This window comes from Microbispora sp. H10830, from assembly GCF_014161375.1.
GTDB classification, from domain to species: Bacteria; Actinomycetota; Actinomycetes; order Streptosporangiales; family Streptosporangiaceae; genus Microbispora; species Microbispora catharanthi.
The window spans coordinates 16,262-30,618 of record NZ_JABBWX010000020.1 but is presented as its reverse complement, the minus strand read 5'-3'; the positions used below and the strand labels follow the sequence as shown (position 1 = coordinate 30,618).

The window sequence follows — 14,357 nt, the reverse complement described above, 5'->3', positions numbered from 1 at the left end:
CTACTTCGGCTTGGGGTAGGTGACCCGGCAGTCGTCGTCGCTCGGGCCGAGGACGTTGGCGAGGACGGGGTTGCCGTTCTCGCCGAACCTGGACTGGACGAACACCACGGGGTTCGCCTCCCCCCGCTCGGCCAGGTACTCCAGGCCGCGCTTGCACAGGGTGATCGCGGCCTTGGAGTTGTCGGCGTTCTCCGGGAGGTTCGTGTAGATGCGCAGGTAGCGGCCCTCGGTGCGGATGTCCTTGACCCGCTTGGCGGTCTTGTCCTTCCACCTGCTGCGGAAGTAGGCCTCCGCCTTGGTGTCGGTGTACTTCGACGGTCCCGACGCCTTCTCCTCGGCCGCCTTCTTGTCCCGCTTGGTGGTCGCCTTCTTGCCGGTGTCGACGCTGGCGACGGTCAGCTCGCCGGCCGGGGAGGCCTGCGGCGTGGGCGCGGCGACCACGTGCCCGGGCGCCGCGTCGGAACGCGACAGCGGCCAGGCGATCGCGACGGCTCCGACGGCGAAGGCGGCCACCCCCAGGGACACCTCGACGACGTGCGAACGGGCCCGCCTCTTGCGACGGCGCCCCCTGGAACGTGCCAGCCCGCTTGCCACTCTGCCTCACATGGACGTCGATTCTTCGTCACAGTATGGCAAAGACTTCGAGCCGCCAAGACCGTTTCCGACGCTTCGCGCAAGATCCGCCAGAATGTCCTTTCTGAACGGGTCCTGTTCCCCGCCGTTCACAGGGAGGGTGCGTGCCGGCCGTCATGTCCTGGCTCGTGTTCGGGCTGGCCTGCGTCCTGGTCGCGACCGGCGGGGCGCTGGGCGGCGCCGACCCGGTGGACGCGGCGGTCGCGCTCGGTTTCACCCCGCTCGGCGCCTATCTGGTGGCCCATCGCAGGGGCGGTGCCGTCGGTCCCTGCTGCCTCGTGACCGTCCTCGGCGCGGTCGCCTACTTCGCCGACTCCTACTCCCTCCGGCCCGGCCTTCCCGGCGCCCGGTGGGCCGCCTGGGTGGGCACGTGGACCTGGGCCCCCGCGCTGCTGACCGTGTGCTGCGTCCTGCTGCCGCTCGTGCCGGACGGCCGCCTGCCCGGGCGGGCCTGGCGGCCGGTGGCGGCGGCGGGAGTGACCGCCACCGCGGCGTTCACGGTCGTGGCCGCACTGGTGCCGGAGGGCGCCGACCGGCCGTTCGCGGTCGAGGCCCTGGCTCCCGTGCGGGACGCGCTGCCGGTGGTCGTCGTGATCCTCGCCGCGACCTCGCTCGCCTGCGCGGCCGGGCTCGTCGTCCGCACGGCCAGGGCGCAGGGCGAGCAGCGCACCCAGCTGCTGTGGATCTGCCTCGGCGCCGCCGCGTTCGTGGCGGGGGTCTTCCTGCCGGCCGTCACCCGGCTGCCCGCCGCCGGCGTGCCGTTCGTCCTGGCCCTGCCGGCCTGTGTCGGCGTGGCGATGCTCCGCCACGACCTGTACGGGACCGGGCCGTGGCTGCGCCGTGTGCTGACCCTGGGGCTGCTGACCGGGGCGCTGGCCCTGCTGTACTTCACGGTGACCGGGCTCACCGGGGCGCACGTCGCCGCCGCGGCGGCCGTGGCGGTCGTCGTCGAGCCGCTGCACCGCTGGCTGCGCAGGGCCTCCGGCCGCATCCTGTACGGCGGCGGGGCCGACCCCGAGGCCGTGCACGCCCGGCTGGGCGCCCGCCTGGCCGCGACCTCTGAGCCCGGGGAGATCCTCGCCGCCGTCGCCGACGCCGTGGCCGAGGCGACCCGGGCTCCCTACGTGCGGGCCGAGCTGGGCGCGCCCGGCGAGCCGCTGAAGGTCGTCGAGCGGGGAACGCCCGCCCCGCTCGGCGTGTCGGTGCCGCTGCGCTTCCAGGACGAGGTCCTCGGCACTCTCGGATCGTCGGGAGGCGACGCACGGGTGCTCGCCCCGCTCGCGTCGCACGCCGGTGCCGCGCTCGCCGCCGCCCACCGCGCCGCGGCGCTGCAACGCTCGCGGACGCTGCTGGTCACGGCCAGGGAGGAGGAGCGGCGGCGGATCAGCAGGGACCTGCACGACGGGCTGGGCGCCTTCCTCGCGGGCATCGGCTTCACGGTGGACGCCGCGGGCAACGCGGTGAAGGCCGACCCGGAGCGGGCGCGCGGCCTGCTGACCCAGATCAGGACCCAGGTGGCCGAGGCGGGGGCGGGGGTACGCCGCCTGGTGCGGGGGCTGCGGCCGCCCGAGCTGGCCCAGCTCGGCCTGGCCGGGGCCGTCGAGCACACCGCCGCCACGCTGGGCGACGGCGGGGTGGAGATCGAGATCACGGCCGCGGATGCGAGCGGCCTGCCTGCCGCCGTGGAGGTCACGGCCTATCTGGTGGCCCGCGAGGCGCTGACCAACGCGGTGCGCCACGGCGGGCCCCGCCGCTGCGCCGTACGGCTGGGCCGGGTCGCGGACGGGTTCGAGCTGAGCGTGCGCGACGACGGGCGCGGGCTCGGGCCGGAGGCCGTCCCGGGAGTCGGGCTGACCTCGATGCGGGAGCGGGTGGAGGAACTGGACGGAAGGCTGACGATCGAAGCCGCCCGCGGCGGCGGAACGGTGGTGACCGCGTGGATTCCCCTGTGATCAGGCTGCTCGTCGTCGACGATCACCCGGTGGTCCGCGACGGGCTCGGGGCGCTGATGTCGACCGTGGAGGGCATCGAGGTCGTCGCGGTGGCCGAGGACGGCCTGCGGGCGCTCGCGGCCGTCCGCGAGCACTCCCCCGACGTCGTGCTGATGGACATCGCGATGCCGAACATGGACGGCATCGAGACGACCCGGCGGCTGTCGGCCGGGCCACGGCCGCCGAGCGTGGTCATGCTCACGATGTCGGACGACGACCTGTCGCTGCTGGCGGCCGTCCGCGCGGGGGCCAGGGGCTACCTGCTCAAGAACGCCGCGCAGGAGGACGTGGTCGCCGCGGTGCGCGCGGCGGCCCGGGGCCAGGCCGTCTTCGGGACCGGCGCGGCCGAGTCCGTGATCAAGCTGCTGCACGCGCCGCCCCGCGTCTCCCCCCGGCCGTTCCCCGCGCTCACCGACCGGGAGTACGAGATCCTCGGACTCGTCGCATCGGGCCTGGGCAACCAGGCGATCGCGGCGCGCCTGGGCCTCAGCGCGAAGACCGTGGCCAACACCGTCTCCGGCGTCCTGGTCAAGCTCGGCGTACGCGACCGGGCGGAGGCGGTCGCCGCCGCCCGCGCCGCGGGACTCGCCACTGGCTGAGCGCGTCCGGGCGTCCCGTGGACGCGGGAGGCGTTCCCGGGCAGGCGGGAACATCGGCTCCTCCGGCCGGGATGGTCGCGGCACGAATCTGGACGGGCAACGACAGCACCCTCCGGAGGAGAAACTCATGGACGCCACCGCGTCGCCCGGCGCTCCCGCCGGCCACACCACCCCCGACGATCGGGCCGGGGGCACGGACGACCCGGCCGGCACGCGCGCCCCGGGTCGCCGGAATCCCGTCACCGCCGCTCCGGCCGTCGCCGCGGCGGCGGCGCTGACGCTCGGCGTGACGCAGATCCTGCACACGCAGACGGTGCCGTTCGCCTCGGTGGGCGACTACGTCTGCGAGGGCGCCTACGCCCTCTATCTGACGGCGGCGGTCGCGGCCGTCCTGGCCCTGCGCCGCGTCCACGGCCGGGCGCGGGGCTGGGGGCGGATCGGCGACGCCGGGGCCCTGCTGTACGGCCTCGGCCACGCGGTCGTCGCGATCCCGGTGACCGCCACCTTCGTCCTCGCCACGAACCCGCCGGACCCGCTCGGCGCGCTGTACGCGCCGGGGATCGTGCTGTGGCTGGCCGGCCTGGTCCCGCTGGCGGTCGCGGCCTTCCGCTCCGCGCTGGTTCCCCGCGCCGTCGCCGTCGCCCTCCCGGCGACGCTGCCGCTGACGATGGCGCTCGGCCAGGCCGGTCCCCTGGTCGAGGCCCTGACCTGGGCCGTCCTGGGGTGGTCGATGGCTAGGGCAGCGCGGCGACGAGCTCGCTGACCGGCTTGCGGGTGCCGGTGTAGAAGGGGATCTCGATCCTGGTGTGCCGCCTCGCCTCGGCTCCGCGCAGGTGGCGCATCAGGTCGACGATCCGGTGCAGCTCGTCGGCTTCGAAGGCCAGCATCCACTCGTAGTCGTTCAGCGCGAAGCAGGCGACCGTGTTGGACCGCACGTCGGGGTACTCGCGCGCCATCATGCCGTGCTCGGCGAGCATCCTGCGCCGCTCGGAGTCCTCCAGCAGGTACCACTCCAGGGACCGGACGAAGGGGTAGACGCAGACGAAGCCCCTGGGCTCCTCCTCGGCGAGGAAGGCCGGGATGTGGGACTTGTTGAACTCGGCGGGACGGTGCAGGGCCATGGCCGACCAGACCGGCTCACTGGCGCGACCGAGGGCGGTGCGGCGGAAGCGGGTGTAGGTCTCCTGCAGGTCCTCGGGCGAGGAGGCGTGCCACCAGAACATGAAGTCGGCGTCGGCGCGGAAGCCGGCCACGTCGTAGCAGCCTCGGGTCGTCACATCCTTGCCCGCCGCCTGCGCCAGCAGTTCCTCGACCTCGTCGGCCACGCCCTCGCGGGCGGCGGGAAGCTGGTCGCGCAGCCGGAAGACCGACCACATCGTGTAGCGGATGACCAGGTTGAGATCGCGCGCCTTGGGCCGCGGGGCAGGCTCCGTCATGCCTCCATTCTGCCGGTAGGGGGTGGTGGTCCGGCCGCCGGGTGCCGCCGATCAGGCGCGTCGGCGCCCGCCGCCCACGCGGCCGGTCAGGCTTCGGAGGGCGGTGCGCCGTGGGCCTCCCGCAGGTGCTCCAGGACGAGCTTGGCGGCGGTGCGGGCGGTCGCGACGCAGGCCGGGATGCCGACTCCCTCGTACGCGGCGCCGCAGACGGCGAGGCCGGGCTGCCCGGCGATCGCGGCACGCACGCGGGCGATCCGGTCGAGGTGGCCCACCTCGTACTGCGGGAGCGCGCCGCCCCAGCGGGTCACCCGGGTGTCCAGCGGCAGGCCCCGCACACCCATGATCTCGGCCATCTCGTTCATCGCCAGGGCCGTCAGCTCGGCGTCGTCGCGCTGGAGCACGAGTTCCTCGCCCAGGCGGCCGACCGAGCACCGTACGATCATGACGTTGCGGTCGGCCTCGGCCAGATGGGGCCATTTGACGCTGCTGAACGTCGCGGCCTTGACCGGCCTGCCCTCGACCGGCGGCACCAGGTAGCCGCTGCCCTCCGGGGGCTCGGGGAAAGCCGCCCTGGGATAGGCGAGGGTGACGATCGCCATGCTGGCGTACTCGATCGCGGCCAGTTCCGCCGCCGCCTTGGGCACCTCGCGCCCGAGCAGGCGGGAGGCGGGCCGCGCGGGGACCGCCAGGACGACGGCGTCGGCGTCGATCACCTCCTCGTCCCTGGTGGGACCGGTGACCAGCCGCCAGCCGTCCGGCGTGCGGATCAGGTCGCGCACGGTGACGCCGGTGCGGATCTGCGCGCCCGACTCCTTGGCCACCGCGGCGGGCAGCGCGCCCATGCCGTTCCTGAGCGTGGTGAAGACCGGCCCGGCGTCCGCGGGGGCCTCCGCGGTGATGCTCCTGGCCGCCTGCAGCAGCGACCGCTCGGTGCGGGCGACGGCGGCGATCCGCGGCATGGTGGCGTCCAGCGACAGCATGTCGGCCCGGCCCGCGTAGACGCCGCCGAGCAGCGGCTCGACCAGCCGGTCGACGACCTCGCTCCCCATCCGGGCCCGGATGTACGCCGTCACGGAGACGTCACCGGTCACGAGCGTGGGCGGCAGGAACTGGTCGAGGGGCACCCGGGCGAGTCCGGCCGGCGACAGGACGCCCGAGCGCGCGAGGGCGACCACGTCCGAGGGGACGCCCATCACCTGCTGCCGGGGCAGCGGGCGCAGCGACCCGCGCGACAGGACGGAGGCCCGGGTCGTGCCGGGGTCCACCAGGTCGTCGCCGAGGCCGGCCAGCCGGGCCAGTTCCTTGCCCTCGGGCCGCCGCGCCAGCATCGACTCGGCGCCCGCGTCGACCTCCACTCCCGCCACCTGCGAGGCGTGCAGCTTGCCTCCGACTCTCGGCGCCGCCTCCAGCACCGTGACGCGCAGGCCGGCGTCGGCCCGGTTCAGGTGCAGCGCCGCGGCCAGACCCGCGATGCCCCCGCCGACGACGACCACATGACGACCCGCAATCCCGTCCATGGGGCCAAAGCTACCGGCCCGTACGCCCGGGTCCCGCACCGGCGCGGGGCGTGTCCGCCGCGAAGCGGGGAAGCTCGCCGCCACCGAGAGAGCACGGATAGTCACGTATAGGAACACTGACCGACAAAGCCGACAGGAACGCAAGATTCTCAGAAACTTTTCACCTGCAGGGTAAAAAGTAAGGCTTCGCTGTAATAAAGTTGTTGTAGTCAGAGCAGAAGTACGGCCACTTCTGGCACGCACCCGATTCCCGACCCGAAGAGCGGCGTGAAGCGAATGACGGCTCGCCCCGAGAACCCGCACCAGGCGCGGATCCTGCGCCTCCTGCGTCAGGACGGCGCGCGTTCACGCGCCGAACTCGGCGAGGTGGCCCGTCTGTCACCGTCGAAGCTCGCACTCGAACTCGACCGGCTGACCAAGCTGAACCTCCTCGAATCCGGCGGGCTCGCGGCCTCGCGGGGCGGCCGGCGGTCGGGCATCGTACGGATCGCCTCGCACCTGCGTTTCGTCGGCATCGACATCGGCGCCACGTCCATCGACGTCGGGGTGACCAACGGCGAACTGGAGGTGCTCGGCCATCTGTCGAAGCCCGCGGACGTGCGGGACGGCCCCGAGGCCGTGCTGGAGCAGGCCCTCGAGCTCGTCGGCAAGCTGCGGACCGGCGAGACGACCGAGATCCACGGCGTCGGGATCGGCGTCCCCGGCCCGGTGAGCTTCCTCGACAGGACACCGGTCTCGCCCCCGATCATGCCGGGCTGGGACCGCTTCCCCGTGCGGGAGACGCTGAGCCGCGAGTTCGGCTGCCCGGTGCTCGTGGACAACGACGTGAACATCATGGCACTCGGCGAGCTGCACGCGGGCCTCGCCAGGGCCGTCGGCGACTTCCTGCTCGTGAAGATCGGCACCGGCGTCGGCTGCGGCATCGTCGTCGACGGCGAGATCTACCGCGGGGTCACCGGCAGCGCCGGTGACATCGGCCACATCCGGGTGTCCGACGACGGCCCGCTGTGCACGTGCGGCAACACGGGCTGCCTTGAGGCGTACTTCGGCGGCGCGGCGCTGGCCCGCGACGCGCAGGCCGCCGCGGAGGCGGGCGAGTCCCCCTTTCTCGCGGAACGGCTCGCACACGAGGAAACGCTGACGGCCGAGGACGTCGCCGCGGCGGCGGCCTCGGGTGACGCCGCCGCCGTACGGATGATCCGCGAGGGCGGCCGGCACGTGGGCATGGTGCTGGCCTCGCTCGTGAGCTTCTTCAACCCCGGCCTGGTGATCATCGGAGGTGGGGTGGCCGGCCTGGGCCACGCGCTGCTCGCGGAGATCCGCAGCGTCGTCTACCAGCGCTCGCTGCCGCTGGCGACCGGCAACCTGCCCATCGTCTTGTCCGAGCTCGGCGACACGGCCGGGATCATCGGCGCGACCCGGCTGATCAGCGACCACGTCTTCTCCGTCGAGTGAGCCCGCGGCCTCCGGACGCGGAACGGCCGCCGCCCCCGAGGGGACGGCGGCCGTCTTCACAGGCTCAGCCCTTCAGTAGCCGCGTGAGCAGGCCCTTGACCTCGGTCGCGGCGTAGGCGTCCCTGTCGAAGGGGCCGAGCAGCACCGGCCCGTCCGCCGCCGCGTCGGGCAGGCGGCCGTGGCTGCCGCGCACCGGCTCCGGGTCGAGCGGCACCACCGACATCATGTAGCGCATGCCCAGCTTCTTGCGGGCCAGCGCCGTGCCGGCGCGCAGCTTCACGAGCGGGTCGTTCGGGTCCATGAACAGCTCCGCCGGGTCGTATCCGGGCTTGCGGTGGATCTCCACGAGCTTCGCGAAGTCGGGCGCCCGATCGTCGGACAGCCAGTAGTAGTAGGTGAACCACGCGTCCGGCTCCGCCACGGCGACGAGGTCCCCGGCCCGCTCGTGGTCGAGGCCGTACTTCGCCTTGCCCTCCTGGCCCAGCACCTCGTCCACGCCCGGCAGCTCGGCCACGATGTCCCGTACGCGGGGCAGGTCGGCGGTGTCGTTCACGTAGACGTGGGCGACCTGGTGGTCGGCGACCGCGAAGGCCCGCGAGGCCCAGGGGTCGAGATACTCCATGCCGTCCTGGGTGTAGACCTCAAGCAGCCCGGCCCGGCGCAGCGCGCGGTTGACGTCGACGGGGCGGGACGCGTTGGTGATGCCGTACTCGGACAGCACGACCACGGTGGCGTCCTCCCGCAGCAGCGGCGCGAGCGCGGCGTCGACCTCCCGTGCCGCGGCGACGGCCTGGGGCGCGTCGGGCCCGAAGCGCTGCAGGTCGTAGTCGAGGTGCGGGATGTAGACCATGAGCAGGTCGGGCCGCTCCTTCGCGAGGATCCGGCGGGCGGCCGCGATGATCCACTTGGACGAGGTGATGCTCGCCGTCGGCCCCCAGTAGGTGAACAGCGGGAACTCGCCCAGCTCGGCGACCAGGTCGTCGTGCAGCGACGGCGGCCTGGTGTAGCAGTCGGGCTCCTTGCGCCCGTCGGCGTAGTAGATCGGGCGCGGGGTGACGATGAAGTCGCTGGAGCCGCCCATGGCGTACCACCAGCAGACGTTGGCGGTCCGGATCCCGGGCACCGCGTCCCACAGCTGCTCGCCCTGGATCAGCCGGTTGTGCTGCCGCCACAGGAAGATCTCGCCCAGGTCCCGGAAGTACCAGCCGTTGCCGACGATGCCGTGGTCACGCGGCATCGATCCGGTCAGCAGCGTGGCCTGGACGGAACAGGTCACGGCGGGCAGCACGGGCCGCAGCGACGCGGCGGTGCCGACCTTGGACACGTTCGGCATGTGCGCCAGCAGGCGCGGGGTCAGGCCGACGACGTTCACGACGACGACGGGCGCCATCAGATCTCCTTAAGTCCGAGGGCGGCGAGCCGCCGCCGGGTCCAGTCCAGCTCGGCCGCGATGCCCTCGGCGACGTCCACCGGGCCGGGCAGCACGCTCCAGGTGTAGGTCTCGACCTCGAGGTGCCGGGTGAGGGGCGCGGTGAGCGGGGCAGCGAGGTCCCCGTCCGGGGTCATGAGCCGCCCGAGCAGCTCCTCCAGGTACGGAGTGGTCGTGGTGAGCGGGGGCGGGGGCGCGGCGTGCAGCGGCATGTGGAAGTGCGTGCGCCACGGCAGGTCCGCCGGGAGCCCGCCGGCCAGCGCCTCCGGCAGGTCGTCGGCGTATCCGGCCGCGCAGCGCGTCTGGTGGAGATACCGCTCCTCCTCGTACGCCGCCAGGGCCCGCTGGCCGCCCGGCGGCGCCTCGACGGCGGACGAGACCTGGAGCTTGACGATGGGGAGCCCCAGACCGGCCGCGTCGGCGGCCTCCTCGAAGCCGACGGCGAGGTGGCAGGCGTCCAGGCAGACGCCGAGATGCGCGGGGTCCGTGCCTGCCAGCAGCTCGACCGCCTGGGGGGTGGTCTCCACGATGCAGCCCGGCTCGGGCTCGAAGCCGACGCGGATCGTCTTGCCGGTGCGCTCCGCCAGCGCCCGCAGGCCCTGGGTGAGCGCGTCCAGGTTGGCGGCGACGGCCGCGGCCTTGTCCGGCGTCCAGCCGGCGCGCCAGGCGAGGGGCAGGGTCGAGATCGAGCCCTCGGTCACGTCGTCCGGCAGCAGCGCGGTGAGGATCTCGGCCAGGTCGAGGGTGTAGGCGAGCCGCTGCGGCTCCGCCCAGTCGGGCCGGTACACCCGGAGTTTCACGACCTGGTCGTGGAAGCCCTGATAGGGGAAGCCGTTGAGGGTGACGACCTCCAGCCCCAGCTCGTCCAGCCGGGCGCGCAGCCGCGCCAGCTCGGCGGGGTCGGCCCGCAGCGCCCGCGCCGCGCCGGACGACAGCCACAGCCCGAGGCCGAGCACCGGCGCGCCGGTCAGCGCCCGCACCCGGGCGGCGACTCCGGACAGCTGCTCGTGGATCCCGGCGAGGTCCTCGGCGGGGTGGACGTTGGTGCAGTAGGCCAGGTGGACGACGGAGCCGGAGGGATGCAGCAGGCGCATGATCAGCGCGTCCCGCGCAGGATCGTGTTGCCCTCGTAGTCGCCGCCCGACTCGACGTCGTCCAGCGACAGGCGGCCGCTCCGGCCATAGAACGCGACGGGGTTGCGCCACAGCACCCGGTCCACGTCGTCGTCGGTGAACCCGGCGGCCAGCATGGCCTCGCCGACCTCGCGGGTCTTGAGCACGTCGCTGCGTCCCCAGTCGGCGGCGGAGTTCACGATCATCCGCTCGGTGCCGTACTCCTTGAGGATCGCCACCATCCGCTGGGGGTCCATCTTCGTGTCCGGGTAGATCGAGAAGCCCATCCAGCAGCCGGCCTCGTGGACCATGCCGACGGTCAGCTCGTTGAGGTGGTCGACCAGCACCACGCCGGGGTCCATGCCCTTGACCACGTCGAGCGTGCGCCGGGTGCCGGCCGCCTTGTCGCGGTGCGGCGTGTGCACGAGCACCGGCAGGCCGTGCTCCTCGGCGAGCGCGAGCTGGGCCTCGAAGACGCGGTCCTCCTCCGGCGTCATCGAGTCGTAGCCCACCTCGCCGACCGCTACCACCGAGTCCTTCAGCAGGTAGCGGGGCAGCTCGTCCAGCACGCCCGCGCAGCGCGGGTCGTTGGCCTCCTTCGGGTTGAGCGCGAGCGTGCAGTGGTGGCGGATGCCGTACTGCGCGGCGCGGTAGGGCTCCCAGCCCAGCAGCGCGTCGAAGTAGTCGAGGAAGCTGCCGACGTTCGTGCGCGGCTGGCCGAGCCAGAAGGCGGGCTCCACGACGGCACGGACCCCGGCGGCGTACATGCGCTCGTAGTCGTCCGTCGTGCGGGACGTCATGTGGACGTGGGGGTCGAAGATCCTCATCGGAATCAGAGCCTCTCGAGAACGTCGGGGGGAACGGGACGCCCGGCCGCGCGGCGCTCGGCGGCGAAGTCGGCGAGCATGCGCCGCAGCTCCTCGTCGAACCGGCGGCCGAGGCCCTCGACCGACGCGAGCGGGACGGACATGAAGACGCACTTGAGCACGCCCTGCCGGAAGGCGTGGTCGTCCAGCCAGGCCGAGCCGTACGGGCCGAGCGCGGCGGCGACCAGCCGGGTGTCGTTGGTCCGCAGGGCGTCGTGGACGAGCGGGAGAGCGGCCGGACCGAGGTCGAGCTGCGGAAGCGACTCCAGGATCTCCAGCCGCTCCCCCGCGTCGCCCTGCCAGTAGAGCTTCATGACGGCCGCCGCCGGGTCGGGCAGGGCCTTCGCCAGCGCGCCGAGCAGCTCGGTGCGGGCGCCGGGGCCGCCCTCCCGCGCGGCCCGTGGGAACAGCGCGTAGACGGTCTCCGGGTCGCGCTCAACGTCGGCTACGGCCCGCGCCAGCCAGGTCATGTGCCCTCCTCAGGAATTCGATCGACCTTCTCGCCACCTCGGGCGCCGCGTGGCTGTGCCTGGCCAGTTCGACGGCGACCAGCCCGCCGAAGCCGTCCAGGGCGGCGAGCACGGGCGGGAAGTCGATCTCGCCCTCGCCGAACTCGAGGTGCTCGTGGACGCCCCGCCGCATGTCCTCGATCTGCACGTGCACCAGGTGCGGCAGCGCCCGCTCGACGCACTCGGGCACGTCGTACGGCTCCAGGCAGCGGCAGTGCCCGATGTCGAGGGTGAGGCCGAACCTCGGGTGCCCGCCGAGCAGGTCGCGCAGCCGTTCGTATCCGGCGAGGTCCGCCACGAGCATGCCCGGCTCGGGCTCGAACCCGAGCGTGACGCCCACCTCGTCCGCTTCGGAGAGCAGGCGCTCGCAGTGCCGTACGAGCCGGTCCCACGCCTCGGCCTCGGGCACCTCTGGCGGCCGGATGCCACTCCACAGGTGCACCACGGGGGCGCCGAGGTCGGCCGCGATCCGCATGGCCTCGCACACGAAGCGCACCCGCGCCTCGGCCTCGTCGTGGAGCAGGGTCGGGAAGTGCTTGCGCCGGGGGTCGAGCGTGTAACGGCCACCCGTCTCCACGGCGAGGGCCAGGCCGAGCCGCCCGGCCAGCGCCGCGATGCGCCCGGCCTCCGCCGGGGACGCGCCGGGCATGAGATGCCCGTGGTCGAGCGTGACCGCGGCGCCGGTGTAGCCGAGGTCGGCGAGCACCTCCAGCGTCTGGTCGAGTGGATGGTCGCGGAAGCCGTTGGTGCAGTAGGCCCAGTTCATAGGCACGCTCACGACGTGGCCACCTTCGCAGACAGCCACCGGCCGGCCGGCAGCGCGGCCAGCAGCGCCGCCGCCTGGGCGAGCCTGCCCCGCCCGGCCACCGCGGCCGCCTGCAGCGGGATCAGGCCGAGGATGCTCATCCGCACCGCCTGCCGCACCTGCTCGGGGTCGGGGTCGGCGCGCAGCGCCGCCTGGGCCCCTCCTGCGGTGGCGAGATAGCCGGCGATCATCACGGCGGCACCCAGCCGCCCGGTGGTCTCGCCGCCGCGGCAGGCGACGGCGGCCAGGGCCGCGGACGCGCCGGTCGCGGCCAGCGCCTGGGTGACGATCGCGGGGGTGGCGCCGTCGACCTCGGCCGTGCCGAGCACGGTGAGCCCGTAGGTGTGCGCGCCGACGGCCAGCGCCATGGGGGCGGCCGCCCGGGTGTCGGGACCCGCCCCGAGCAGGACGTCGAGCACCCGGCAGGCCGCCATCGCGGCGGGGCCCGCCGGGGTGTGCTTGAGCTTCAGGTCGTAGGCCCACACAGAGCCCGCGAGCAGGCTCGCGACCGCGAGCCCGCGCCGCCCGCCGAAGACCGCGGCGGCGGCCACACCGGCGCCGGTGAGCGCGGCGGCGAGGCCGAGCGCCCCTCCCGGGCTGATCCTGCCGGAGGGGATGGGCCGCTCCGGGCGCTCCTTCGCGTCGAGCTCCCGGTCGGACCAGTCGTTGAGCGCCATTCCGGCCCAATAGAGCAGCACCGACGCGACGGCGAGACCGGGCCGGGCCGATCGCCCGGCCGCCGCCGCCCCCGCGAGCGTGTCGCCGGGGACCGACAGCGCGGCGGGCGCGCGGACCAGCTCCAGCCAGGCCCTCACCGGTGTTCGCCTGTCAGCGACCGGGCGAAGTCCACCAGGCGGACGTACTGGGTGGGCAGGTCGTGCCCCGCGCCGCCCAGCGGGTCCTTGAAGAAGTAGCCGAGCTCGGGGAGCACGCCGCTGTGCCCGGCCTCGTGAGCCCGCGCGACGAGCCGGACGAGGTCGAGGACGAGCGGGGCGGCGAGCGCCGAGTCGCAGCCCTGCCAGGTGAACTGCATGGTCATCCGGACGCCGAGGAATCCTTCGAACGTGATGTGGTCCCAGGCGGTCTTCCACTCGCCGAGGTCGGCCACGTAGTCGATGTGCGTCAGGCCCTCGACGTCCTCGCCCACGATCGCGGGGACGGCCCGCGCCTTGCTCGCCGACTTGCTCTCCCGGGCGGCGGGATCGGACAGCGTGGCGCCGTCGCCGCCGCCGAGGAGGTTGAGCCCCGACCACGAGCGGACCCGCAGCGCGCGGCCGGCGAACATCGGCGCGAGCGCGCTCTTGACCAGCGTCTCCCCGGTCTTGCCGTCGCGTCCCGCGTACGGCAGGCCGCCCCGCCGGGCCAGCTCGTCCAGCGCGGGCGGCGTCGGGCCCGCCGAGGGGGTGAACGCGACGTAGCCGCATCCGGCCGTGAAGGCCGCGTAGGCGTACAGGGAGCTGGCGGGCAGCGCGTCCCGGCCGGACGCGAGCGCCTCCTCCAGGTCGGCGAGCGTGGCGTACGGCACCTCGGCGGGGGGCTCGGTCGACGACACGTCCACCACGACGACGCGGGACAGGCCGTGCCGCTCCCGGAAGTCCGCGATGTCGCCGGCCAGTCGCCGCGCGGCCTGCGCCTGGCTCTCCTCGCCGGGGACATAGCCGTGCCTGATCTCGGCCTCGGCGGCGTCGAGGTCGGCGGCGAGCAGGCTCGCCAGGACGGGAGGGAGCACGCCCGCCTGGGCGAGCAGCTCGGCCCTCTTGCGCAGCGGTGTGGCGACCACGTCGTGACCGCCGAACACCAGGTCACCCAGGGGGGTGAAGTCCCCGGGGAAGTCCGCGGCCTCGATGACACAGCCGGTGGGCGGGGCCGCTCCCGCGCGAACCGCTGCCGCCCCGACCACCGCCGTGGTCGCGACGGACCCCCGGGCGCCGACCAGCCAGACACCGATGGGCACTGTAACTCTCCCGTCAACTCGGGTATGAAGGATGACCCCGGAACATTCGGA

The 14,357-nt window shown here is 73.9% G+C and carries 14 protein-coding genes; 4 read left to right on the top strand and 10 right to left on the bottom strand.

The features are described 5' to 3' along the window. The gene (locus HHX35_RS36325) at positions 1 to 594 is read right to left on the bottom strand and encodes a hypothetical protein (protein ID WP_182903155.1); all 594 of its coding nucleotides are present in this window, start codon (positions 592 to 594) and stop codon (positions 1 to 3) included. A gap of 143 nt (positions 595 to 737) precedes the next feature. Here HHX35_RS36325 and HHX35_RS44880 point away from each other — a divergent pair, with 143 nt between their 5' ends. From HHX35_RS44880 to HHX35_RS36310, 3 genes are all read left to right on the top strand, one after another. Then, positions 738 to 2,585, top strand: a complete 1,848-nt coding sequence (locus HHX35_RS44880; protein WP_182903154.1) for a sensor histidine kinase — start codon at positions 738 to 740, stop codon at positions 2,583 to 2,585. After that, a complete protein-coding gene (locus HHX35_RS36315; protein ID WP_310739541.1) occupies positions 2,570 to 3,223 on the top strand; it encodes a response regulator transcription factor in 654 nt (217 codons plus the stop codon). The genes HHX35_RS44880 and HHX35_RS36315 overlap by 16 nt, the downstream gene beginning before the upstream one ends. A 127-nt stretch (positions 3,224 to 3,350) precedes the next feature. Next, complete coding sequence (locus HHX35_RS36310) at positions 3,351 to 3,986, top strand: hypothetical protein (protein WP_182903153.1); 636 nt, start codon at positions 3,351 to 3,353, stop codon at positions 3,984 to 3,986. Here the strand turns inward: HHX35_RS36310 and hemQ are convergent. Together hemQ and hemG are read right to left on the bottom strand one after the other, a co-directional pair. Beyond that, the gene (gene hemQ / locus HHX35_RS36305; protein WP_139574695.1) at positions 3,958 to 4,659 is read right to left on the bottom strand and encodes a hydrogen peroxide-dependent heme synthase; all 702 of its coding nucleotides are present in this window, start codon (positions 4,657 to 4,659) and stop codon (positions 3,958 to 3,960) included. The genes HHX35_RS36310 and hemQ overlap by 29 nt on opposite strands. A gap of 86 nt (positions 4,660 to 4,745) precedes the next feature. Next, complete coding sequence (gene hemG / locus HHX35_RS36300) at positions 4,746 to 6,176, bottom strand: protoporphyrinogen oxidase (protein ID WP_182903152.1); 1,431 nt, start codon at positions 6,174 to 6,176, stop codon at positions 4,746 to 4,748. A 276-nt stretch (positions 6,177 to 6,452) separates the two neighbouring features. Between hemG and HHX35_RS36295 the strand changes: the two genes are divergently transcribed. Continuing rightward, entirely contained in the window at positions 6,453 to 7,631 is a 1,179-nt protein-coding gene (locus tag HHX35_RS36295; RefSeq protein WP_182903151.1) for an ROK family transcriptional regulator, read from the top strand. A 64-nt stretch (positions 7,632 to 7,695) separates the two neighbouring features. Here the strand turns inward: HHX35_RS36295 and HHX35_RS36290 are convergent, their stop codons facing one another. The 7 genes from HHX35_RS36290 to HHX35_RS36260 are packed head-to-tail and all read right to left on the bottom strand — an operon-like array spanning position 7,696 to position 14,306. Next, the gene (locus HHX35_RS36290) at positions 7,696 to 9,021 is read right to left on the bottom strand and encodes an alkaline phosphatase family protein (protein WP_182903150.1); all 1,326 of its coding nucleotides are present in this window, start codon (positions 9,019 to 9,021) and stop codon (positions 7,696 to 7,698) included. Continuing rightward, positions 9,021 to 10,154, bottom strand: coding sequence for a metabolite traffic protein EboE (gene eboE / locus HHX35_RS36285; protein ID WP_182903149.1), 1,134 nt, complete (start codon positions 10,152 to 10,154; stop codon positions 9,021 to 9,023). Before eboE ends, HHX35_RS36290 begins: the two co-directional genes overlap by 1 nt. 2 nt (positions 10,155 to 10,156) lie before the next feature. Beyond that, positions 10,157 to 10,999, bottom strand: coding sequence for a TatD family hydrolase (locus HHX35_RS36280; protein ID WP_182903148.1), 843 nt, complete (start codon positions 10,997 to 10,999; stop codon positions 10,157 to 10,159). A 5-nt stretch (positions 11,000 to 11,004) separates the two neighbouring features. After that, the gene (locus HHX35_RS36275) at positions 11,005 to 11,508 is read right to left on the bottom strand and encodes an EboA domain-containing protein (protein ID WP_182903147.1); all 504 of its coding nucleotides are present in this window, start codon (positions 11,506 to 11,508) and stop codon (positions 11,005 to 11,007) included. Beyond that, entirely contained in the window at positions 11,474 to 12,325 is an 852-nt protein-coding gene (locus HHX35_RS36270) for a sugar phosphate isomerase/epimerase family protein (RefSeq protein WP_310739540.1), read from the bottom strand. Before HHX35_RS36270 ends, HHX35_RS36275 begins: the two co-directional genes overlap by 35 nt. Then, positions 12,322 to 13,167: an SCO3242 family prenyltransferase gene (locus tag HHX35_RS36265; protein ID WP_182903146.1), complete on the bottom strand. Its 846-nt coding sequence runs from the start codon at positions 13,165 to 13,167 to the stop codon at positions 12,322 to 12,324. Before HHX35_RS36265 ends, HHX35_RS36270 begins: the two co-directional genes overlap by 4 nt. Then, positions 13,164 to 14,306, bottom strand: coding sequence for an inositol-3-phosphate synthase (locus HHX35_RS36260; protein ID WP_182903145.1), 1,143 nt, complete (start codon positions 14,304 to 14,306; stop codon positions 13,164 to 13,166). Before HHX35_RS36260 ends, HHX35_RS36265 begins: the two co-directional genes overlap by 4 nt. Positions 14,307 to 14,357: the final 51 nt, after the last annotated feature.

What these genes read in the sequence shown, in the direction of transcription:
- HHX35_RS36310 (WP_182903153.1), top strand. Translation starts at nt 3,351, where the DNA reads ATGGACGCCACCGCGTCGCCCGGCGCTCCCGCCGGCCACACCACCCCC.
- HHX35_RS36295 (WP_182903151.1), top strand. Translation starts at nt 6,453, where the DNA reads ATGACGGCTCGCCCCGAGAACCCGCACCAGGCGCGGATCCTGCGCCTC.
- hemQ (WP_139574695.1), bottom strand. Translation starts at nt 4,659, where the DNA reads ATGACGGAGCCTGCCCCGCGGCCCAAGGCGCGCGATCTCAACCTGGTC.
- HHX35_RS36275 (WP_182903147.1), bottom strand. Translation starts at nt 11,508, where the DNA reads ATGACCTGGCTGGCGCGGGCCGTAGCCGACGTTGAGCGCGACCCGGAG.
- eboE (WP_182903149.1), bottom strand. Translation starts at nt 10,154, where the DNA reads ATGCGCCTGCTGCATCCCTCCGGCTCCGTCGTCCACCTGGCCTACTGC.
- HHX35_RS36280 (WP_182903148.1), bottom strand. Translation starts at nt 10,999, where the DNA reads ATGAGGATCTTCGACCCCCACGTCCACATGACGTCCCGCACGACGGAC.
- hemG (WP_182903152.1), bottom strand. Translation starts at nt 6,176, where the DNA reads ATGGACGGGATTGCGGGTCGTCATGTGGTCGTCGTCGGCGGGGGCATC.
- HHX35_RS36290 (WP_182903150.1), bottom strand. Translation starts at nt 9,021, where the DNA reads ATGGCGCCCGTCGTCGTCGTGAACGTCGTCGGCCTGACCCCGCGCCTG.